Here is a 23,725-nt window from a genome sequence, read left to right on the forward strand (position 1 = left end):
CCTGACTCGTCTCAATCGCTACCGGCAGCTGCCGCCTTCGGGACCATGCTCGGCGAGCAGGGCCAGGACCTGGCTCAGCCCTGTGGCGCCGTCATTGATCCTGGCTGAGGCCACGACAACGCCCTTGTTGTCGACCAGCGCCACGTCGTGATAATCCTGCGCCCAGTCCAAGGCCTCAGCCCGCCGGCGAACCAGGGGCAGATCATCCTCGTCGATCACCGCGACCGCTGCGCCCCACGCGGAAACCAGGGGCCAGCCCTCAACGTTGTTGCAGGGGTCAACAGCGGCCGCGGTCCTCAACGAGGCGCCGATCTCGATTCCCAGACTCGACGGCCAGCGGCTGGTACGGGCGTCCTCTGTTGCCATTACGGCTGGTACAACACCCGCCGCATCCAGAAGGAACCGGGCTACCTCAGCCCCGACGAGTACGAAACCGCTTGGGCACACCCGCCAGGAGGAACCAGCCGAACCAACTATCGCTACCCCTGCACCAGCCGGCAGCAGGTAACCACCGCTCCATCAGAGCGGGGGATCTCAGGCCGATCCGCGCGACGGCGGATGGCGCCACGCCAGCATGAACGCACGGGGCGACCGGTCCGTCGTACAGGCGGACGGGCGATTGGGGAGTGGCGTGGACCTGCGGGAGCGGATGCGTCAGCGCACCACGTTCTCGGGTCGGCGGGCCGAGCTGGCGGCGCTGCGCGGCGCCCAGCACGACAGCGCCGGGCGGGGGCGGCTCGTGCTGGTGCGCGGGCCGGCCGGGATCGGCAAGACGGCTCTGCTGGAAGCCGCCGCCCGTGACTGGCGCAGGGCCGGCGTGCTGGTGATCCGGGCCAGCTTCGCGGACGCCACCGACCCGTACGGATTCCGCTGCCTGGCGGACGCGGCGCCCGCCGCGGCTGCCTCGTCGTCGCGGCCTGCCGGGACGGGTCCCAGCCGGCGGCGATCCAGCTGGCGGCGCGCGCCGACCTGGTGGTCGATGTGCCGCGGCTGCCGGACGACGCGGCCGAGTCGCTGCTCACCCGGGTCTGCGGAGCGTCGCCGGACAGCGCGGTGCTTCCGGCGCTGCGCGCGGCGCTGGGACCGCTGTTCGGCCATCCGGCACTCTGATGTCCGTCATGGACAGTCTCGACCGGGCGTGACGGTTGGCGCTGCACGGCGGCCGCCTGTGCATCGCCGATCCGACTGCGCCGACCGCGTCTCCCCCTGGCGACGAGCTCGTCGTGCGGGCCCGTGCGTTCGGGGTGCCGGCGATGGTGCTGACCACGGCGGCTGCGGTGGCGCCGCTGTCGCTGGACGACCTACCGGTGCTCGCCGAGGCCACGCGGGAACGGCTCGGCGCGTACGGCGTGGCGGCGGACCGGCTCGTGGAGCCCGGCGTGCTGGTCGTCGACGCCGCCGACCGGCTCCATGCGGGCTGCCCTGCGCTCGCCGCACGCCTCGTCGAGGATGCCGGGCCGATCGCTGTCGCCCGGCTGCACCGCGCGCTGGCCGCGGCGTTGCTCCGCCGCGCCAGCCTCGGCGGTACCGCGGACGACGCGGCGCTCGCCGGTCACCTCGCCCTGGCCGGCCCTCTGATGCCGTCCGACGCCCGGCTCGCCGCATGGCTCGCCGCGATGGCGGAGAGCCACGGAGCGAACCCCGCCGTATCTCAGCAGGACCCGGAGCGGGTGGTCCGGTGGATCCGGGCGGCACTGTGGCACGCCGGCGCCGGCCCGGAAGGCGAGGGCATCCGCGCCCGGCTGCTGCCGCTGCTGGTCCGGACCGGCCGGAACGACGAGCTGGCCGAGGCGATCGCGTCCTCGCCGCGCGACCAGGGCTTCCCGCCGGACCTCACGGCGGCCGCCGCGTCAGCGTCCGTCCACACGGAAGTATCGCCCGCCGGCGCTGACCCCGCGGGCCCCTACGCATGGTGGTTCTCCGACCCGGACAACGCCTTCCACGGAAAGGAAGAGCCCCGTGCTTCCCGCCACCGCGGAGACGGCGGTCAGCGCGGCGGAGCTGGCGGCGGTGCGGTGGTCTCGGCGGCGCGGGCCCTGCCGGCCGGCGACGCTGCGGGGCCGAGTGTCCTTGCCGACCTGGCCCGGATCTTTGCGGCAGAGGCACGCGCGCTGCTTGGCGATGCCCGCCGGACTGCCGACAGCCTGACGGTCATGCCGGACCGGCCGGAGACCGGGCGCTGCCCGCGTGGGTCGTGTGCGTGGCATGGCGGACCGCTTTGGCGGCGACACCGCAGCCGCGTTGCGCGACGGCTGGCGCGCCGTCGAACGGCTGCGCGACGCAGGCGGGCGGATCGGCGTCGAGCAGCTGCTGCCGAGACTGGCCGGGCGCGCCGTGCGGACGGGCGACGTGGCCCTCGCCGACCGGCTGCTCGCCGAGGTGGAGTCGTGGCGCTCGCGGGCCGAGCCGTGGATCACGCGGGAGACCGTCCTGCTCGTGCGCGCGCTGGCGTGCGGCGACACGGTCGCGGCGCGGGCGAGTGCCGCGCTGGCCCGGCGGCGGGGCCACCGTCCCGACCTGGTCGAGACGTGCCTGGCGATTGGCGCCGTGGCGGCCGAGCCGCGGCCCTGGCTGCGCCAGGCGTACGAGGCGTGCGGCACCGTCCCCGCACCGTTCCTGCGGTCCCGGGTGACCGCCGTGATGCGGGAGCGCGGGATCCCCCCCTGCTACCCCCCGGCCGAACCCGGCCGTGGTATCCGCACCGGCTGCCGCTCGCGGGTGGAGCTCGCGGCGGCGAGCCTGTCCAGGCTCGCGGTGGAGCGGACGCCGGGCGGCGCATGCCGACCGTGGTCGCGCCGACCGCCCTCGCCGGGCTCTGCATGGCTTCCTGACCCACCCCATCCGGAGGTAACACCGCGTGGACCAGCACAGGATCACGGTCGCCGTCGAGATGGCCGACGACGATGCCGCGTCGGCGGCCGAGCCAGCCGGACCGCCGCCGGCCCCGGACGATCACGTCCGCGCGCTGCTGCGGATGCCCGCGAGTGAGCCGGTACGGCCGGCCGACCGGCTCGCGGCCGACGTGCTGGCCGCGGCGGCGACCGGCAACGCGTCAGCCCTCTTGGCGACCCCTGCACAGATACTGGCCCTGGCCGAGTCTCTGCACCCGCCGGCGACGGAGGCTACGACCGAATCACCGTCGGCGGCCGCGATCGCCATGCGCGGGTGGTTGGTGCGCCGAAGCCGCGGAGTGGCGGGGCTGGCGGTGCGGCTGTACGGGCCGCGCCTCTGGCCAACCGCCGACGGATTGCGGATCGTACGCCGTCTCTACGACGTGCTGGAGGCCGGCCGGCTCACGCCGGACCGGGCGGGCCTGGCCACCCTGGCGACCCGCGTTCTCGGCATCGACGAGGCCGAGTACACGGATCGCGATCATGGCCAGCGGTTGCTGGAGCTGGTGCACCAGGCGACGTCGCCGGGGACGGCCGTGACGGAGCCGGCCGTCCATCAGGCCGGTGTGGCATCACAGGCGATGCGCCATCTCGCCGGGCACCTTCCGCTCACCGTGCCGGAGCAGCAGCGGCTCCTGGTGGAGCTGTTGACACCGCGGCCGCGGGAGCGTGACCAGTTCCTCGCGGTGGCGATGCTGCTGAACGCCGACGACGTGACGCTCGCGGCGCTCCTCGCCTCGGCCGACGTGCGGGCCGCCGTGCTGGACCGCGTGCGGCTGCCCGTGGTGCGGCCGGTCCTGGAGCGGGTCGTCGACGCCCGGGTCGAGGGCGGGATGGCGGCGCTGGTCTCCGCCGCCGACCGCGGCGGCGTGGTCGCCACGCACGGTCAGCCGGCGGGCCGGTTCACGCCCGACATGCTGACCGACCACGGCCCCGACACCAGGTACAACACGCTGTTCGCGCTGCCCGGCGTGGAGAAGCTCAAGGCCTTCCGGTTCGTGCTGGCCCGGCAACTTGAGGGTGCCCCGCCGGTGGCGTGGCGCACACACGAGCAGTTGCGCGAGGACGCCATGCTGCTGCGGCTGATGCACGAGGTGACCAACCGCTTCGCCGACCTCGGCGGCACCGCGATGGTTCGCGCGGTCGTCGACCTACCGTCGCTGGCCGCCGTCGAAGCCGCCGAGGCGGCGATGAGCAGGGAACCCGCCCGGCCGGCGGAGGCCCTCCGGGAATTCCAAGAGATCCTGCCCAGCCACCCCGAGCCGTACGGTGTCCGCCTGTGGGATGAGCTCGAAGCTACCCGGACCGGCCGGGTCGCCAACCGGCTCCGCGGCCGGCGGCCGGAGGATCGGGTCCCCGGGCGCTTGCTCGGCTGGGACCGGGTCAACCAGATCATCAACGAGGCCCGGGAGAGCAACAACATCACGTTCGCGCCGTACAGCCGCCTGGAGATTCCGTACGTCGGCGGTACCGGCTCGCCCGACGACACGATCCTCGACCCTTGGGAGTACTTCGAGCCCAAGATGCAGACCGACGACGGCATCCGTGAGCTCGCCATGAACGCAATCCGAGAGCACATCCACACGCTAGATGTCAACCGCGAGCACGGCGCTCGGCTGGACCTTCTCACCTTCTCCAACCGCGAGTCGCAGATCGCGCTCGAGGTGATCACGGCGCAGCTCGACGACCCGGTCCGAAGGCTCCAGTGGGCCGAAGCCATGCGCAACTGGTCCGGCCTGGCACTGCAGGGCAGGGCGATCCTGGTCGATCGGTGGCTTCCCGACCGCGATGAGGAGAGGCTGAACATGGCGGTGGAACTCTTCCAGGTCGGCATGCACGAGGACGTGCACTTCCGGGAGCATGCGGGCCACCGCTCCTTCGGAGAGGCATTCAGTTGGCACACCGGCAGCGGTAGGGCCTGGCTGGAGGGCGTGCCGACCGCCCTGCACGAAATGAGCTGGTGGCTGCTGTATTACGACTGGGGCCGGTGGCAGCGCGTCTTGGCGACGGTCGGCGGCCCGTACGCGCCCAGCCGGCCGTACCCCGCGCCTCGCATCAACAGACTTCGCTATGATGAGTATGTCAACGCGCTGCGCCTGATCCACCTGATCGGCGCCGAGAACCTGATGGCGCTCTACTTCCTCGGCGACACCGAGCGTTTCGTCAGCTCGTTCGCGGTCGCGATGCTCGGGTCGCCGAAGGCGCCCTTGTCGGTGCGGGCCGTGCGAGAGGCCATCGGACAGCTGGGGTCCGCACCGCCGCCGGCGCGCGAGGCGCTCGACGACCAGGTGTTCCTCGATCCGCAGGAAGCGGAGGCCGTCGAAGAGGCCGCTGTCATCGGACTGGAGCGGCTGGCGACCGGCCGCGCGGGCCAGGGTGTGACGGTGGCGTCGTTGACATCGGCGGGCGCGGCGTGGGTGGGACGGCTGCGGTTGACGGACGACCGGTACGCGCGCCCGGTGTCGGCGTTGGGCCGGCAGGTGCGGGCGTTTCATCCGGGGGGTGTTTACGGGGCGTTGGTTGGGAGTGCGGAGCTGGTTTCCGGGGTGGTGGGGATGCCACCGGTGGCTGTGGTGCCGACGGTGGATGGTGACGCCGGTGGCTGGCTTGATGTGGGGCGTTGGGAGGTGTCGGTTCGGGCCGGGGTGTCGTGGGCGGCGGCATGGGAGGACCTATTTGGTGGGTTGGTGCGGGCGGAGGCGTTCTGGCGGGTGGCGGCTGGTGATCGAATGCCGTGGCCGTGGTCTGCCGGGGCATTGACGTTCGTGTTGGGGCGGCTGGCGGGTCGGTCTGCGGTTGTGGGGCAGTGGCCGGGTTGGCGGCGGGAGTTGTGGGCGGATCTGTTCGGTGCCGGCGACCGGTCGGTGTTGGATCGGGTTGCTGATGAGGTGGTGCGGGGGGCTCGTGGTGGGGAGTCCGTGGGTGGGTTGCAGGGGGTTCTGACGCCGGTTGAGGCCTTTGAGTCTGTTGTGGAGGGCGCGGACGAGCGGCGGGCGTTCGGCTGGCGTGCGGGGTATCGCCGTTTCGTGGAGGTGGATCCCGATACCGGTGTGCGGTTGGGTGAGTTCGAGTTGGTGTCGGGGCGATGGGTGCCGCGGTTCGCCCTGCTCGGTGGGGCACCCGAGTCCGGGTCTTCGTCGTCGGCGACGCCGGCGTTGGTCGAGCGTTTCGTGACGCGGTACCAGGATCTGGTGGGGACGACCCTGCCGGAGCTGAGGTTGTCGCCGGACCGGGTGCGCGCGTTGGTCGGTGAGGTGTCGGGTCTGGCCGAGGGCGGCCCGGTGCTGGACCTTGTCGACGACGTGTTGGGCAACGACGAGATCGCGGGCGCGTTGGGGGATCTACGGACCTGGTGGTCGTCGCGGTCGGCAGTGATCGTCCCCGAGGTTCGGGATCGCGTGGCGGCGTTCATCGGTGATGTGTTGGTGGCGGCGTCCGTGCTGCCGGCCAGGGAGCGGGTGGTAGCCGAGGGCGGGAGCGTCTGGGAGGTCGTGGCGCCGGTGAGTCCGGCATTGGTCGTGCGGGTGTTGCACCAGATGGTCACGTCGGGAGCGTTCGTGTTCTATGACGCCTCCGAGCCGATGCTGGTGCGGTGGGCGCAGCTGGGTTTGTTGAACCTTAGTCCCGGTCTGCGTACGCGGGTTGCCGTCCACCCTCTGTTCGAGCGGTTGATGGCTCGTCCGGACCTGCTGCGTGAGCAGCTGTTCCTGGCTGGCCGAGGTCCGGCGTGGCCGATCCACGTTCCGACGGTCGTGGCGGCGTTGGTGGTGGGCCGGGCGATGGCTGATCAGGCGGCAGCCTCAGGGGTGGATGTGGCGCCGGTGCCGACGCGGTTGGGCCAGGTCGAGCGGTCGGTGGAGTCGGCGCTGGCGTCGGTTGGACCGGAGGCGGCCGCGGTGCTGCGGGCGGCAGCCGACGAGGTGGCGGTGACGGTGGATCCAGCATGGCCGCATGACGGGATGTTCGTGCTCCCGCCCGGGGAGATTGGCTCCGTGCTGCCGTGGCTGGCCGATTACGTGACGGTGGGGTGGTTGTGGGATCTGGCGGTCTACGAGGGTGGCCTGTGGTTGCACACCCGAACTGGCGTGCCGGCGGTCTTGTTGCGGGCGGAGCGGGCCGGTGGCCGGCGGAGGTTCGTGGCCGCGCTGGGGCCGGAGCGGGCCGCTGCGCGCTTGGGGTTCGCCGAGGTGGCGCCCTTCCTGGCCTGGCATGACGCGAGCCAAATGTGGCTGCGGGGTCAAGCGTGGCAGACAACGCATCTGACGGACCGGGCGATTGTCGAGGTCGTGGCGCGTTACCGGGCGGGGGATCCGGCGGTCCTCCTGACCGTGCAGGGCAAGGCGTGGCTGATCTCGTCGATGCGGGGGGCCGGCTACGCCGCGGCGGCGGTGGTCGGGTTGGTGCAGTTCAGTGATGATCAAGAGCTTGCGCAACTGTGGTCGGTGCCGGCGGTGCGGGAGGTGTTGCGCGAGGTCGCCCAGCATCCGGAGGCGGGGCCGTGGTTGGCCGAGGTGTTGGCGGGGCGGTTCGAGGGCGGCGTGGCTGCCTTGGACGCGGCTGACGCCGTCGTACGCGGAATGCCGCCGCGGGTGTTCGATCCGGAGCGGATGGCGGCGGCGCTGGCCGGGATCCGTCCGGAGGAGTTTTTCGCGCCGACGGTGCCTGCGGCGATCGCTGAGTTCCTGGAGATGCCGTTGCGGCACCGTGCGCTGGCGGCGCGGTGGCTGAGCAGCCACGTGAGGTTGTTGTTTTCGCCGGACCCGGACCCGGACCCGGACCAGCGGCCGGCGCCGGTGAACCCCGATGTCCTCAGGGTCGCGCTTTACCTGCTGTATCGGGATGTCGTGCAGTACGCGCCGCCGGCGGAGCTGATGGCGGCGTTGTCGGTGCCGCCGTCGCCAGGCCGGCGCGATGCCCTCGTCTACGCGCTGGCGCCGGTGTCTCGGAGGTCTCAGGCGGGCTCCGCCGGGTCCGCCGGTAGCCGGTCGACCGACGAGCAGTACCGGCAGCAGCTGCGGTCTGCCTTCGACGAGCTGCTTGCTTTACTGACCGCCCTACTGGCCGGCAGGGGCGAGGCGGAGCATGGGGCGTTGTCCGAGCCGTTCACGTTGTCGCACTTCGAGCGGATCGCGCACCTCGCCGCCGAGCAGATCGACCGCGTGTTCGGGCGGTTGGCACGAGCCCCCCGGCTGGTGGCCGACCGTCCTGGCGAGCCCGGCACCTTGCGCGACGAGTTCGTCGAGCGCGGCGCATGGCTCAGCGTGATAGGCGAGGCCAGCCGGCGGTCCTTGGCCTTGCGACAACTCAGGTACCTTTTGTCCGCGCAACCCTCTCTCCGCAAGGTCTCCTCGGAGCACGGAGAGTCGGCCGGGTTCGATGTCCGGGGTCGCCCGACCAACCCGGCGGGGCGGATCGCGGCGGAGGTCATGGACGAGATCGTGGCCGATCCCGACCGCGTGGACCAGATCCTCAAGATATGGCGGAGCTGGGGCGGGTCCCACCTTGACGGCATGGTCTTTGTCCAGCTCTTCCCGCTGGGGCCAACCGAGCGGGATCAGCAGCGCACCCTGACGAAAGCGGCAGCCACATTCGTTCACGAGCTGTTCCACAAGATGGAGCACCCCGGATACGTCCGGTACCGGGACACGTTCGGGCCCGGGACCGCCGAGTACAACTCGCTTGTCGAGGGTGTGGTGTCGCTGTTCACCCGCATGGTGTGGCATGGGTTCGTACCGTTCCTGGCCGAGAGGGAGGTGCTCGACCCGCGCCATCCGCGGATGATCATCGAGGAGCGGTTCGCCAGCGGAGAGCCGCTGGACCCGGTAACGCTGGTGGCGATGGCCGCGGACTACCCGTCGATCGTGGAGGCGCGGCGGTTGGCGGAGCTGGTCGGGGGGGTGAACAACCTGACGGTGGCGTTCTTCCGGGGTCGGGTCGACCTGATGATGTCGCGGGCGACGGTGGTCTTGCTGGGCTCGCCGGTGAATCCGTTGACCACCGCCGAGCTGGGATCGGCCGTGGACCGACTGGCCGATCTGTCCCCGGCGCAGCGGGACTCGCTGTTCGTCAGCGCGTACCTGGACGGTGTCGGGGAAGACGACCTCGCACCGCTGCTGTCGCGACCCGAGGCGGCCATGGTGTCGGTGATTACGCGTGACCAGCCCGAGGGTGAAGTGCCGGTGGCGCAGGCGGCGTCGCTCGAGCCGCGGATCGTCGAGCTGGACGACACGGACGTGCCGCCCGACCTGGGCCAACTCGTCTCGGGCGCCCGCCCGGTCGAGCCGCGAGAGGCGGCCGACGCCGGGCCGACGGTGCGCTCTGGGACCGACGATCGTGGATACGCCTACACGCACTTCCCGGGAGGGGTTGCGGCGTACGCGGCCGACGGGCTGTCGGCCGCGTCCTTGGCGGCGCTCTCCGCGCCGGGCACGTTCACGGTGGTGGTCGGCCTGAACCGTGGTGGCCGGCCGGTGCTGGCGCGGCACGACGCGACCGTCGACGCGACGCCGCAGGCGGTGCGTGCCTTCCTGCACCGGCACGCCCCCGAAGAGGCAGGCAGACTGTCCGTTCGTCTGGTCTCGCCCGAGGGCACCATGAGCCGACTCCTCAATGACCTGACGGGACACGTCAACGGACTCCTGACGACGACAGGCGCGGCCACGGTCCGACCGTCTGCCATGGACGCTGGCGATGGGATGTCGTCGTTGTCGCCGGCGGCGGCCGCCGAGGCAGCCCGGTTGACGGCGTCTGGTCGTCTCGCGGGCTGGTCGTTGGGCAGGATCGTCAATTCGCCTCCGGTGTTCGGCGCCCGGAACGCGGAGTTGAATGTGCCGGGCCTGTTGGCGCCGGGCGGCCTTACGGGCGTGTCGCTGCACCCGGAGACCGGTGTGGTGACGGGTGAGTTCTACCGGGAAAGCGACCGGCATCCGTGGGTCCTGCGGCTTCATGGCGGGGCGAGCTCATCGTCCGATGTAGACATGCGGGACCGGTCGGACTTTGACGTCGAGCCGGCCGAGGACGAGGTCGTCGGCGCGGAGACGGCTGGCTCGCGCCGCCAGCGTGCCGACCCGGGTGATGCGGCGGGGCCGGGTCCGTCGCTGCGGCGGCAGCGCCGGGTGGGGCCGGATCACGGTGCGGTGCCGGTGGACCAGATCGACGAGGAGGCGTGGCTGTTGCCACCGCCGCCGCGAGTCGGACTGGCGGATGGGGACGACATCCGGCGTCCGTTGGTGCGGTCGCCGCGGGCCACGGTCGAGCGGTTGACGGCACAGGCGGCCCGGACTGCGAAGGGGTTCAGCGACCAGCGGGGGTTGGTGCGGGAGCTGGTCACCGGCCGGGCCCCGGCGCAGGCGCCGTCGAGCGCGGCCGTCGACCCGGACTCGGTGGGCTTCGTCGCGGTGGTGTTCGGCCCGAGTCGCGTGGTGCGACGGCCAGATTCGGCCGATCGGTCTCCGGTCGAGCTGGTACGGATGTACCGCGAGGCGATGGGCGGCCGGCTTGGCGGGATGCGGTTGGTGATCGGGATCAACCGGTGGAACGATCCCGCGTCGTCGTTGCTGACGGCGCGGTTGGAGGAGCAGCTGCGGGAGGAGGTGGCCGACGAGCAGGCGGCGGTCGACGCGCTGTTGGGTGACGAGGCGGGGGCGGTGACCGTGCTCGGTCACGTCCTGGATCTGCCGGTGTTCGACGTCGACGAGGACGGCGGCGAGGGGTCGGTCGTCGACGCGGACTTCTGGCGTCATGGTCGGGCGGTGGGCTCCGGACCGCAGGGTTGGATGCTGCGTTATCGGCTCAATTTCCCGCATGCGGGGGTCCAGCAGGCGATCGTGGGTAGCCTGACGTTTCTGGGTTACCTGCGGGAGCTGCGGGCGTCGCATGGTGAGGTGTTCGTTCACTTCGGGGACTCGGACGTGGTGAGCCTGGTCAACCCGCGGGGTGGCAACACGCGGTCGGTGTTCGACCGGTACATCGAGGAGATCCGGGCGAGCCGGGCCGGTGGGCGGCACAGTCCGTTGGTGCGGTTGGGTGGGGCGATCGCGTACAGCGAGACGGAGATCGACGGTCCGAACCACGTGGGTGAGCCGAGCTTCGAGGCGAAGCTGACGGTCCTGCTGGCGGAGACGCATCAGTTGTGGTCGGCGGTCCTGGCGCAGGGTGTGTATCCGATGGCCTACTTCATCGAACCCAACACCGCCGTGAACACCCGCTATCTCGGTCAGTTGCGGCGTCCGGACGGCGCGGTGGTGGATGGTCTGCTGGGTTCGATGTCGCAGCGGGTCGCGCAGCAGATGAGCGGGTTTGCCTCGACCTATGGCATGCACCGGCGGCTTCATCAGCTCGGCTTGGACAGTCAAGAGGTGTCCCGGTTCCTGGCGGATCCGGCGGCGCAGGTCGTGACGTCCGTGCGGGGGGAGAAGCGGACCTACCGCGAACAGCACGTCTGGATGGTCGCGACACCGACGGAGGACGGTGGGTGGCGGGCGAATCGACCCGGCCGCACGCTGTTCACGTTGGGCGCCTTGCCGCGGTCGAGCAACTTCGCCTTCACCCCCGGCCGGCTGGTGGGAAAGCTCGGCTCCCTGGTCGGTCTCGGTTCCCCGAACCTCGTGGCCAACCTGCTCGATCCGCTCAACCGGCCGAACGCGCTCCTCGAGCTCGATGAGCAGGCGGTCGTCGAGACCAGGGAGAAGCTGCTGCGCTACTCGCAGCTCACCAGCCGGCTGGAGTCGCTGTTGGCCACCGGGCTCGACCGGCCGCTGGACGACCTGATCGAAGACCTCGGCCGCTACCACGACGAGCCGCTTCCCGACTGGTACCAGAGAGAAACCGGCCTGGCTTCGGTCCTGGACGAGCTCGCCGACGCGTTCGCCCAGATCGGCCTCGCCCCATCGACCTCAGGAGAGGGACCCGAGGAACCGACCCGGTCCGGGCCGAGCCCACGCGCCGCAGCGGGCCCGGCACACGCCGACCTCGGTGACGGCTTCGATGCGGACGATGAAACGATCCCCTATGACGACGATGACGCTCTCGGCGATCCCGACGACGAGGACGCCGCAGGCCCCTACCCCGCGGACTCCTACTCCGCGGACTCCGACTCCGAGTCCGAGGGTTCCGACGACGCCGTCGACGCGAGGCAGGTCCTGGCGGTCAACCCTCGACGCCGAGCGCCGATCGTTCGCTCGGCTTTCGGTGCGGGCGTGCCAGACCGTCTGCTGGCGGGCACCTACGAGGTCGCTCTGGAGAGCTCTGGTCTGTTCACGTTCGCCAACCGCGACTTCGTCCTCAGCCGTCGGTTGTCGAGGTCGCAGCCGCTGGACGCCCATGTCACCCCCTCCGGATGGTTCATCGTCACCCACCGCGTGACCGCTGAACCGGTCGTCGCTGGGTGGGTGCCCGGGACCTGGGCCGTCGACGAGCCGTGGCTGCGGGTTGGAGACCAGGTCGACATCGCGGTGTGGGGCACGGGGGAGAGGCAGCGGCACGTCGCCCGACGGATCGCACGGCCGAGCAGGGCGTTCGGCAACTGGGTGTGGCTGCCCGAGGGTATGGACGAGGCCACCGTGCGGTTCAATCCGGAGGGTCGGCAGGCCGTCATCGACGGTGACGGGGTCGTCCGGGCGGTGGATTTCGTGGCGAAGAGGGAGGATCCGAACGTTCTGGTCGTGCATCCGGCCTACCGGGTGATGGTGTCCCTCGGCGGGACGCTTGTGCACGGGGGCACGGCCGGAGTGCGGTTCTACGTCGGTGGTGAGCACGTGGGTTCGTACGCCACGATCGAGACCGTCGACCGCAACGGCGAGCCGTGGGTGACGGTGACGGCCGACGGTGGCGCCGTCCTGCTCGACCGTCGCCTTGACGGACTGCGCACCGCGGCCGCACCGCAGCCGGACGAGGCGGTTCCCACGGTCCCGAGCGACGTGGTCGTCGTCCGTACGGCACCGGTCAGCGGCAGCGAGGTCGACACCGGTGCCGGCTGGCTGCCCGTCGGTTCGCGCTTCGACGGCCTCGACGTCGGCGTGTGGGACGACGGCCAGGACGGCCTGTGGTATTTCCACCCGGAGACCCGGGTCGTGCTGGCCATGGCGAGCGCGAGTGAGCCGATCACGCTGGTGAGACCGTCCACCCGCTCGGCCTGGGCCGGGCCGGGGCAGCGCATCTTGCATACCAGCCGAAAACAAAGGAGCGTGGATATCGCCAAAATGGCGATCGAGATTCCGTCTCATCTGCCGCGCGCGCCGGTGACGGTCGACGTGGACCGACGGGGTCGGTTCGTCGTGACCCACCCTGAAAGCCCCGAGCGGATCGCCCAGGGCTGGATGCCGCACGCACCGGGTGCACCCGATGCCGGCCAGTGGCTGCGGCCGGGGCTGGTGGCTGGAGCGGCCCGCCTGGACGAACCCGAGCGGACGCTCGAGACGATCGGTATGCCAGAAATCCGCATCGAGCGCGTGAAGGTTTCCATACCCCGGAGCGCACCGCCCGCGGTCCGGCTTCGGTATAGTCCGCGCCACGGTCAGGTCGCGGTCATCGATCCCGACTCGGGCCGCGTCATAGGCGTCCGACACACCGTCCGGCTGGACGCGCCGCACACCGACTCCAGGACCGTCATCCTGTTGGCCACCAGTGGCGTGCAGGTCTATCTGACGCGGGCGCCATTGGTCAACAACTTGTACCAGGTCCACTTCGACGGCCGCGACCACGCCTTTCCGATTGGCCTGTCCAAAGTCGCGGCGGACGCGAGCTACACCAGTGACGGCTGGTTCCGGCTCAGCCACCCCGTTACGGGCCGAACAATCGCCTCGGGTCGGATGTCATGGGCGCCGCTGACTTCCGCCGAGCGCGGTGACTTCCTGCCCTGGCCCACGGTCGGCGAGCCGCCGCCGCCACTACAGGCCGACGACACCGAGCACACGAGGGCCGGCGCCAGCTACATGATGGTTGACGGCGTGCGCGTCTATGTTCCCAGCGGGATCCCACAGGTCGTCGTGCGGATCAGCCGGTCGCGGGGATTGGTCCTCGTCCTGGATCCCGCGAAGGAGCGCGTCCTGTCCTGGCGCCGGATTACCCGTTTTGACGAGCCGGCGGTGAGTGTGCCCGTACATCCGCCGTTCGCGGCCCGGGTGAACGAGTGGGGAACGGTGGGCCACCCGGACCCCGTCATCGGCCGGATCTACGTCGGACTCAACCCGGACGGCACGCGACGGACCGGCATGACGGTGGTCGTCGAGTCGACGGCCGACGGCTGGGTGCGGGTCTCCGACGGCCGCGGGCAGGAGCTGGTGGCGCGCCGGTACGAGGGGCTGGCCAGTCGGGCTGCCCTGATCGATGGCGAGCAGGCCCCGACCGTGCCCGACGACGTGGAGTTCCGGCACGCGCGGGTCAATCCGAGCGGTGTGGTGGCCGGCCGCGGCGGGCGGGTGGTATCAGCTATCGGCGGTGACCGCGGCGAGGTTGGCGCCTACGACGACGGGCGGGGGGTGCACTATTTCGACCTGCAGAGCAGGGTCGTGGGCGCTTTCGAGCCAGCCACCGGAGCCAGCTACGAGGCCGCGCCCCGGCCGCGCTACCACGGGGGACACTCCGTCGATGTGCGCAAGCCGGCTGGGCGGTACGTCGTGAGTGCGAGGCGCGACCAACCCAACCGCCGCATGACGTTCCTCGGAGCAATCTTCTGGATGCCGGTTCACCTACCCATCGGCAGTCTCGATGTCAGCGTGCGGGAGAACGGCTGGATCGTGCTGACCGATGTCCGGACGTCCGAACTCGCCGGCTCCGCTTGGAGCGCCGGCACCCTGTCCGACGCGATCTGGCTCGAGGTGGGTGACATCGCAGGGCCCACGCGCGACCCGGAGCGGCAGGTGCGCAGCGACAAGTCCCGGACGAGAGAGCACGTGTTCAACCGGTCCGTCGGCCGTCCCGCCCAGCCGTCCTCAGTGATCCTCCGTTACCAGCCTGAGCTCGGCAAAATCGCCGTGATCGACCCGTCGAACATGCTGGTGTTGCGGTCCTTCGATGTCGTCCGGGACGACCCGCGCGATTTCCGGGTGCATGACCCGTTCGAGTTGAGGGTTTCGCGAGGGGGCACGATCTCGCACCCACACGTGCCGGCGGTGCGGCTGTTCGTGGACCTCGATGACGAGATCGTCGGCTCAGCCGACCCGTTTGTCACCTTGTGCACCGACGCCGATGGCTGGGTCACGGTGACGCGGGGTGGCACGGTGCTGGTACGCCGGCGGCTGTCGTCGTTGCTCGACCGGGTCGTTTCCGCCGATGACCACCCGCCGCGGGTTCCGGAGGGGGTGAGGCACACGACGGTCACGGTCGGCGAGGACGGCTATGTCACCGAGGACGGTGCGTTGGCACCGTTGTCGGTCGGGCACCACTACCGTGACATCGAGATAGGACTGTGGGTCGACGACCGTGGTCGTGCGACATATTTCCACCTGGACACCCGGGTGATCCTAACCCGGCGGGGACCCGAGCCGTCGCCCCCGGACGACACTGCGGGGGTTGCGGCCCGCGGCGGCTCCGTGAAGCGCGGCGGGACCGCCGGTCGGGGTGCGCCCGTGAAGCGCGGCGGGACCGCCGGTCGGGGTTCGTCAAGGCAGGTGACCCGGCGTCCCGTGCCGAAGCAGGGTGCGAGCGGGCCCGCGTCCGCGGCTCTCGACGCTCCGCCCGGGCCCGCGGCACGCGCGGTGGCCGCCGCTGAGTCGGAGGGGCTGGCGGCCGATCGCCGCTTCGCCGGGTGGATTAAGGGCGTGATCGCCGATCCTCAACAGGTGGTCGGCGCGCGGTGGAGGCCGCTGGGTCTGCCGGGTCTGCTGGCGCCGGACGGGTTGTCGGCCGTGTCGTTGCATCCCGAGACTGGTGTGGTGACCGGTGCGTGGTACCGGGCCGATAAGCAACATCCGTGGATTCCGAGGCTTCGGGGCGGAGCCACCCCGTCGGATGGGGCAACCGGCCAACTGCCGGACGTGTCCGGTATGCCGTCCGCCACGGACAGTGTGCCGCGCTCGCGGAATCCGGAGGTGGTGCGGTGGGCATGGCAGATCGCACGGTCGGTGCGGTTCGGGGCGTCGAGCCGGTCCGCGGCATTGGCGGAGACGGGGGAGTGGATCGCGGGGTTGTTGCGCATCCCGCCGGTGAGGGTGGCGCCGGCGGCCGATGGGGTCGGCGGGTTCGACGCGGCCAGCGCCACGGTGTGGTTGCCGACAGCTCCGGCGTGGCGCGACCTGTGGACCTCGTTGCTGGCCGGCATGGCACAGGCGGAAGCGTGGCACCGCAGCCAGTCGATTATGGATGCCGACCAGGCGAGGCGGCTCGGCGACGCCATGGCGGCGGAGGCGAACAGCAAGCCGTCAGAGCCGCTGGCCTCCCTGCTGGGGACGATCACGGTCGAGTCCGACGTGGATGGAAAATCCGTTCGGGGTGAGGTGCCCGGCTGGTTCACCCGCACGGACCGCTTTACACAGGTCGATCCCGAACGAATCGTCAAGGTCGCCGAGTGGAAGCGGCGTGATCCGGCAACCGGGTGGAGCCCGGCCGGCCTGCGCGGCGGGCTGATCGGCACCGAGGTCAAGGCAGTCGGCGTCGCCATTCCAGACGGCCAGCAGCGGCCACCCAAGAAGACGAACCTGGCGCACCTGCCCGGTCTGGTGTCCCTCGTGTCCGGTTACGTCCGAGGCGATCGGGCCGAGCTGGTCGGCGTTCCCGCCTCGCTCTACGACGACGAGGTGCGCGGCGCCGATCCGGAGACGTCCCAGGCGGTGATGGAAGCGCTGATCGGGCGCCTGCGCGAGAGCTTCGGGGAGCAGACCGTCGCGGGGCTGATGCCGATGATGACGGCCGAACCTGAGCACGCCGGCCTCGTGATCAAGAGATATCCGGATGACACGCTGGACTTCTTCATCACGGCCGGGGATCGACCGGAGACGCTGTACAGGCTCTTCACCGACCTGGCCCAACACCCGCGCGTGAAAGTGACGCAGTGGAGCGACATGATCGATTTGGCGATGGATATCGGCGAGCGGGTCGCCGGAAAGTTGGACGGGTCCGAGGAGCCGTCGCTGCCCGACTTCGGATCTGGCGAGACAGTCGCCGGCCACGTGGCGATGCTCTTCATGATCTTCGCTGCCCACGTCGCCCACCACGATCCCGACGAATCGGGCAAGTGGTTCACCTGGGCACCCCGAGCGACTCCCGGCGAGGCGTTCGCCGCCCTCCCCGCCCAGCTGCGCCTCGGCTTGGAGGTCTACCGGGCATGGATCCAGCGGGAGTTTGTCGACGCGTACCAGGAGGACTTCCCGGAACGGGTCAATGACATCGAGATCGCCCGGCGTGGCGCGGTGAACCTCCTGCACGCGCCGTTGCCCGGCCGCGACTACACCGTCGCGCAGGCGATCGCGGGCGGCTTTACCCCCGATCCGCCACGCACCGTCACTCCGGACGAGGCGTTCGGCATCACCGGGGTTGGCGTCGACGACCTCAAGCTGATCGCCGGCGAGTACCGCATCCTGCGTGACGTATCGGAATCCGGCCAGCGGGCGGTGACGCAAGCGTGGGTGCGCAGGAGCAGCCGCGCCAGGTATCGACAGTTCACGGCCACGCGCCGGATCACTGGCGCGGTTTTCGCCGAGCCCGTCGACCTGGACGACCTGGCGCGGACGTTCCGGCGGCGCGCGGATGCCGTGCGGGTCGATCCGGATGCGACGGACGGTGCGGCGAAGGACCTGCTGATCCGGATGTACGAGGGCAGCGCGTCGCTGGTCAGCGGGCTGTCCCACGACCCGTCACGGCTGGACCTGCGCGGGCTGCACGCCGCCCTGGCCGCCCTGACCGGCCCGGAGTACGACCAGGTGCTGCACGGGGCCGTGGAAAGCGTGCACATCGACCTGGATTCGCGTACCCGAGCGGGTGTCGAGGTGGTGGACGTCACCGCCGTCGGGCTGTCGCAAAAGGACCGCGCCGCGGCGGACTTCGGAGAGTGGTGGCCGAACGCGAGGGTGCTGGCGACGGACGGCGAGCGGGCGGCCGTGCGCTTCGTCCGGACGGCCGACAAGTACACGGGCGCGAACTCGGCACCGAGATGGGTGGACCTCGAGCGGCTCGACGCGCGCCTGGCGGACCCAACCGGCGACCTCGGCGGCATGGAGAGGCTGCGGGCAGCGCTGAAAATCGCGCCCGAGGTCGGTGCGGACGTGGCCGCGCAGACGGTGCGCGACGTCGCCTACCTGACCGGCGCCGCGTACGGCCCGGACTTCGAGGTCGTCAACCTGGTCGCCGTCGACCGGCTGGCCCGCGTCTCCGCCGAAGGCTCCGGCCGGCCGGCCTTGCTGTGGACGGAGCTGGAGGACATCGTCCGTCGCGTCCGTGGCGACGTTGTTTCTCGGTACGGCGCACCGCGGGCGGTGGATCCGGGACAGGTCCGCATCCTGGCCGACATCCTGGCCGGACTGGACCACGACGTGACGTTCGACGAACTGTACTCCTTGGCCTGGGACACGCCCGTTCGGGAATGGGTGAGTCCGATGGATGAGTTCACGGCCGGCGACGACCCGGCGCGTCTGCCCCGCATCTTCGCCCGTGTCCGGACCATCGCCGGTGCCAACGGTGTCTGGCACTTGGTCCACCAGGTCGGAGCTCCGTGGGCGACGGCGCGGGAGTTCTGGGACACGGCGCACCTCACCTTCGAGGCGGTCGGCGACGAGTTCGAGAACGCTGACCTGGTCGCGGTCCATCGGTTGCGCGCGTACGCCGTCAACCAGGGGCTGGGGCAGTGGCGCGACATCGAGTCGCTCCTCACGGTGCTGCTCAACGAACCGGCGCGGTTCTCTACGTCGGACCCACGGTTCTTCACGGGTCCGGCCGTCCGGCATCTGGTGGCGGTCGTACGGGAGCTCGGCCCGGACGAGCTGACCATGGAGAACCTGTATTGGCAGATCGCGGGAGCGGAGCCCCGGCCGGCGGCCCGGCCGCTCGCCGACCTGCGGCGTGCCAGGCTGGCGGAGCGACACCGCGGTGATGTGTCGGACGAGGAGGTGACCGGTGCGGACTCCGCTCCCCGCCGGGTGGACTTCCGCTCCCTCGACCAGCGGCTGCAGTCCTTGGCCGCCATGAACCACGGTTTGCCGGGTCTCGCAGGGCTGATCGGTTTGCGCAACACTTCCCAGTGGCGGCAGGCGCTGTGGGACGTGGCGTACCTCGCCGAGGTGATGGGCGTCGGGCTCACCGTGGAGAGCCTGCGCGCCGTCCGGCGGTATGCCCACCTGGCATGGTCGCCGGACACCAATCACTGGGCCCGGTCGTGGCGGGAACTGAAACATACCGCCGGCCAGGTGCGCCTGCCCGCGCGGCCAGAGGCCGATCCAGGTTGGGTGCGTGTGGTGTTCGACATCGTCACCAGCCTCGACGGCGAACAACCCACGTCGCACGACGTGGTGAACGTCATTGTGCAATCGTTCGACCTGACCCTCGTCACGATCTGGCCCGGCTCCCCGGACGTCCTCACGGCACCGGCGGACCGGGTGAGCATGCCCCAGATCCTGGCCCGGCTGCGGCAGGTGGCCGAACCAGACGGGGTCGCGGCGTTGATGGCGGAGGTCAGCGGGCCGCCGCCGGTCCGGCCGATGGAGCAACACTGGGATATCGCCCACCTGACGGCGCACGCGACCGTCGTTCCCTTCACCCGCGCGGACCTCACCACGATGGCACGGCTGGCCTTCCCGCAGGGCACCGCTCCGCACGTCGTCGGGTGGCCGCGGATCACGTCGCTCGTGCGGGGTCTCGTCGGCGACCCGGACCTGGCGGTGTCGCGGGAGCACCTGCGGTGGCTCTTCGAGATCGCCCGCGGCCTGGATCCGGAGGCGGCGGAGCAGAACCTGCGTCGGCAGGTGGCGCGGATCGAGGCGCCGCGCGGTGGCGGGGCCCGGGCACTCGCCGACCTCCGGCGCGCGGCACTGGCGCGGCGCTACAGCGACCAGCTCGAGGACCTGCGCGAGCACCTCGCCCGTGCGCGCACCGACAGCCGGATGCGGCGCCTGGTACGGCCGACCGGGCCGCCGCTCGACCCCGAGACGGTTCTCGACGTGATCGAGGTCCACGAGGCGGTGTCGCCGGATCAGCCGTTCTCGGTGGAGACCGGGCAGGATATCCGCCGCTTGCTCTGGGTCAGGGGTGAAGCGCGGCCGATGCGGTCCGTCCACCACCTAGTCGAGCTGGCTGACGAGCTGCGGGCGGGTCGTCCCCGACCCGACCAGCCGGGCGCCGACGTCGCGGACGTCAAATCGCTGATCAATGCGATGCGGCGAGCCAAGGAGCACGTCCGGTTCGGCCCGGTCGCGGAGGCCCACCTGGCCCGGCACTGGGAACCGGTCGTTGCGCCGGCATCGCCAACGCCTACCGAGCCCGGTCTGTCGCTGCGGGGTGGGGCGGCCCCGCCGATCGGACAGGATCCGGCATTGGGGAAGTCGTTGGGCGACCAGCTGCGGACAGTCCTGGGTAGCCGACGGTTGCTGGCGGGTACGCACGCGGTGACGCAGTTCTCGGACGGCTCCATACCTGTGGTGGCGGACGAGGCCACCCGGTCGCCGCTGTTCCGGGACGAGGGTGTGGAGCTGTTCGGGCCCGACCCGGTGGAGGCGGCGCGGGTCGCGGACCTGATCGAGACCGGTGCGGGTTCCGTGGCGCCGAGGGATCAGGCAGCGTACGACGCCGCCCGTCCCGGACCCGGGTCGGGTCCGGATCTGGCCGAGGTGTCTGACCTCGGGGGCCTCGGCCGGGTGGACGTGATGCGGAACCTCGTCGTGGAGTCGGTTTCGGAGCGGTCGTCGGGGGGGTTGCCTGGGTGGTTCGGGGAGTTGCGGGTGTCTGATCCGGAGGTGGTGCGGTGGTTGTGGGTTGTCGGGCGTGCGGTGCGGTCTGGGGTGGGTGGTGTGTGGGTGGCGTTGGAGGAGGTGGCTCGGTGGGGGTCGGGGTTGTTGGGTGTGACGGGTGTGGCGGTGGGTGCGGCGGTGGGTGGTGTGGGTGGGTTTGATGCGGGTGGGTGGCGGGTGTTGGTGCCGGTGGGGTTGTCGTGGCGTGAGTCGTGGTCGTGGTTGGTGGCGGGGCTGGTGGAGGCGGAGGTGTGGTATCGGGGGGTGTTGCGGTTGGGGGTGTTGTCGTGGCCGGTGGGTAGGGATGTGGTGGTGGCTGCGGTGGGTCGTGTGGGGCGGGGGGGTGGTTGGGCGTTGGGCTGGGATCCGGTCAGCGAGGACGGTCGTCGGCAGTTGCGTGGTGTGGTTGAGGCGGTTTTGGGGTCGGATGTGTCGCGGGCGCCGGTTCGGTCGTTGGCTGGGTTGTTGTCGACGATCGAGGTGGCGTCGGATGGTGGGTCGGGTCGGGTTCGGGCGGTGGGGTTCTTCACTGGCCGGGACCGGTTCGTGGAGGTTGACCCGGGTGCTTTGGTTCTCAGGCCTGGGTTCTTTCGGGTCGGGCCGGGTCAGCCGTGGCGGGGTCGGGTCGTGGGTGGGAGGGCTGGAGCGCAGGTTCGGGATGTGATCGAGTGGGTTCCGAGGTCGGGTGCCGGTGACGGCGTTGGACCGGCCACGGCTGTCGAGGGTGGTGGCGTGATGCGGGCTGGTCGGGGTGGTCTCCGGGCGGCTGTTGTCGGTGGTCGACGAGCCGTTTCTGCGTGGACGTCCGATCGGGGTTCATGGCCAGGCCGTGTTGGTCTGCGCCGGTACGATTCGGCCATTGAGCGTGCGTACCTCGCTGCGACGGACAACGTTGGGCGGCGGTCGGTTCTCATTGATGCTCTGCCCGGGTTGACTCACGTCGCCATGCATGCGCTTGCCGGTTTCGCGGCAGACAACGCCCACACTGATGGGGACAGGGCTGACGTGGAAGTGCTGCGGCTGCTGGCGTTCGCGTTGTCTCCGTCGTATGTGGCGGGCGGCGAGCCGGATTGGATCGCCGGCTTGGACGCGGTCGGGAGGTACGAGTGGAGCAGTGCGGTGTTCGCCCTTCACAGGAAGCTCCCGCGGTCTCGGGATGCTCTGAAGCCGCTTATGCAGACACTGGTGCGCTGCGCGCCGGTGTCCTCCTGAACGCGTCCGGGGCTGGTCGGCGGCGGGGCTGGCGGCCAATGAGCCGACCGACACCGGGGCGTACCGAGGCTGCCACAGATAGCTACATGCCGTCGGCCTGAACCGTTACGCCGTCCCGTCCGTACTGAGACCACGTCGGCGGACGGAGGACCGAAGGCGGAACTGCGGGACCGGATTCCCGGGCGGCGTGCTGCCTTCGCGGGCAGGCGGGACGAGCCGCCCGCGCGCGTGGCGCGTGGGCGCGCCGCACCGCAGCTCACCGGCGGGGCCGCTGCGGTCAGTCCGAAGTCACGGGCACGGGTAGCACGACGATCTCGCGGACCGTGTCCACGTCCGGGTATCCTGCGACGCATCGGGCCAGGACCCGCGCCTTCCGCGGCGATCCCTCATCGGGTATGTCGAATATCATCGTCGGAGCGACCTGGTGCGGGCCGGGCGCGGCCAGCCGGCCGGCACCGAACGTTGCCGTCAGATCGGCGACGGTGAGCGGTGCCCTGGTGCGCAGTTCCAGAAAGTGCAGCGTGTCGCCGTCGGCGTCGACCACGAACTGCGCGTGGGTGATCGCCTCCGACGGCGGGAAGACGCGCTGGGCGCCGACCCGCCGCGCGGCATCCAGATCGAGCTGTAGCACCTGGGCCAGCACGGTGGCCGACGCTTCCGGCACGTCGCACACCTGACGCGCCCACCGGCTGACCAGCTCCGCGGCCTGGCCCGGTGCGGCGTTCTCCGCGGCGGGGTCGGTCATCGGACACCTCCCTCATGTACGCAGACCGTTACCTGGATGAGTACGGGCCTGGGAAGCCGACCGTTCATCTGAGCGGCCGGCTCTCCGCGCCCGGCCTCGTCAATTGGACATGACGTCCACATGGAACCAGCGCGTGGAGTAGCCGTGGACAGCTCGTCCGGTGCATTCGTTCCATCAAGCCACCCGGCGTGGCGACGGGTCGGTCGACGACCGTCCTCCTGGGTCTCACCGCCGTATTGTCGGCCGTGACGGTGGATGTGGTCAGCGCTCGCGGCCTGGGCGTCGGCGACGCGGCCGGGCTGGTCGCGTCCAGACAGGACACTCACCTACACGTGGCTGGACGCCAATCAGCCAACCAACACCACCGGCATGCGTCCTTGTGGGACGACCTGCTGCGGGCGGCCGCGAGCGTGCAGCGCGGGCCCGGCACCGCCGCGCTGCTGGTCGGGAAGCTGTGCTCGTGGCCACAGTGTGTCCGTGTCAGGCCGCCAGCCGGTAGCCACGCTTCATCACGGTCTGGATCAGGTCGACGCCGTCCAGCGGGGTGTCGTCGAAGGCTCGCCGCAGCCGCGACACCGCCATCTCGACGGCGTGGTCGTCGACGTCGGCCCAGCTCGGCGCGGCTGCCCGGATCTCGGCCGGGGACAGCACCCGGCCGGGACGGCGGGCCAGCGCCCGTAACACCGAGATCGGGCCGGGCTGGACCGGAATCACCTGGTGGCCGACCACCATCGCCCGGCTGCGGATCTCCACCCGGTGACCCTGCACGTCGAGCTGGAGCGACCGTTCCGGGAGTTGGTTCGCCAGGACCTTGACCAGGTCCGGCAGGGCGGGACTTTTCGCCACGTACGCGCTGAGGCCGAACGCCCGCAGCGGCTCCGCCGCCAGGTGACCCAGACAGGCCGGCACGACGTCGGCGGTCAGCGCGTTGAGCACCTCGCCGAGTACGCCGTCGGCCTCGGCCTGGCGCAACAGGTTCTCGGTGGCGGTCGCCCCGGTCAGCGCGA

At 71.0% G+C, this 23,725-nt stretch carries 7 protein-coding genes and 1 pseudogene; 4 read left to right on the forward strand and 4 right to left on the reverse strand.

Annotation, left to right across the window (positions count from 1 at the left end; genetic code table 11):
• Nucleotides 1-18: 18 nt before the first annotated feature.
• Nucleotides 19-366 (reverse strand): hypothetical protein, encoded by a 348-nt coding sequence (locus AB0G14_RS22585; RefSeq protein ID WP_357700377.1) that lies wholly within the window; start codon nucleotides 364-366, stop codon nucleotides 19-21.
• A 283-nt stretch (nucleotides 367-649) separates the two neighbouring features.
• On the opposite strand from AB0G14_RS22585, the pseudogene AB0G14_RS22590 reads away from it, so the two are divergent.
• Nucleotides 650-859 (forward strand): annotated as a pseudogene (locus tag AB0G14_RS22590) (ATP-binding protein); the annotation flags it as partial.
• 113 nt (nucleotides 860-972) lie between these two features.
• The gene (locus tag AB0G14_RS22595) at nucleotides 973-1,110 is read left to right on the forward strand and encodes a hypothetical protein (protein WP_357700379.1); all 138 of its coding nucleotides are present in this window, start codon (nucleotides 973-975) and stop codon (nucleotides 1,108-1,110) included.
• 191 nt (nucleotides 1,111-1,301) lie between these two features.
• Here the strand turns inward: AB0G14_RS22595 and AB0G14_RS22600 are convergent, their stop codons facing one another.
• Nucleotides 1,302-1,556, reverse strand: coding sequence for a hypothetical protein (locus tag AB0G14_RS22600; RefSeq protein ID WP_357700381.1), 255 nt, complete (start codon nucleotides 1,554-1,556; stop codon nucleotides 1,302-1,304).
• A gap of 649 nt (nucleotides 1,557-2,205) precedes the next feature.
• Between AB0G14_RS22600 and AB0G14_RS22605 the strand changes: the two genes are divergently transcribed.
• Complete coding sequence (locus AB0G14_RS22605; protein WP_357700384.1) at nucleotides 2,206-2,988, forward strand: hypothetical protein; 783 nt, start codon at nucleotides 2,206-2,208, stop codon at nucleotides 2,986-2,988.
• A complete protein-coding gene (locus AB0G14_RS22610) occupies nucleotides 2,891-21,973 on the forward strand; it encodes a hypothetical protein (protein WP_357700386.1) in 19,083 nt (6,360 codons plus the stop codon). Before AB0G14_RS22605 ends, AB0G14_RS22610 begins: the two co-directional genes overlap by 98 nt.
• Nucleotides 21,974-22,250: 277 nt before the next feature.
• Here AB0G14_RS22610 and AB0G14_RS22615 read toward each other — a convergent pair whose 3' ends face one another.
• Both AB0G14_RS22615 and AB0G14_RS22620 read right to left on the reverse strand, forming a co-directional pair.
• Nucleotides 22,251-22,718, reverse strand: a complete 468-nt coding sequence (locus AB0G14_RS22615) for a hypothetical protein (RefSeq protein WP_357700389.1) — start codon at nucleotides 22,716-22,718, stop codon at nucleotides 22,251-22,253.
• Nucleotides 22,719-23,198: 480 nt separating this feature from the next.
• Nucleotides 23,199-23,725: winged helix-turn-helix domain-containing protein (locus AB0G14_RS22620; protein WP_357700392.1), on the reverse strand; the 527-nt coding region annotated here is incomplete at its 5' end.

It is taken from the genome of Micromonospora sp. NPDC023814, from assembly GCF_040639595.1.
GTDB lineage: Bacteria > Actinomycetota > Actinomycetes > Mycobacteriales > Micromonosporaceae > Micromonospora.

Bases quoted from the DNA above. Each gene is read 5' to 3' on its own strand.
- AB0G14_RS22585 (WP_357700377.1), bottom strand. From the start codon at position 366: ATGGCAACAGAGGACGCCCGTACCAGCCGCTGGCCGTCGAGTCTGGGA.
- AB0G14_RS22605 (WP_357700384.1), top strand. From the start codon at position 2,206: ATGGCGGACCGCTTTGGCGGCGACACCGCAGCCGCGTTGCGCGACGGC.
- AB0G14_RS22610 (WP_357700386.1), top strand. From the start codon at position 2,891: ATGGCCGACGACGATGCCGCGTCGGCGGCCGAGCCAGCCGGACCGCCG.
- AB0G14_RS22615 (WP_357700389.1), bottom strand. From the start codon at position 22,718: ATGACCGACCCCGCCGCGGAGAACGCCGCACCGGGCCAGGCCGCGGAG.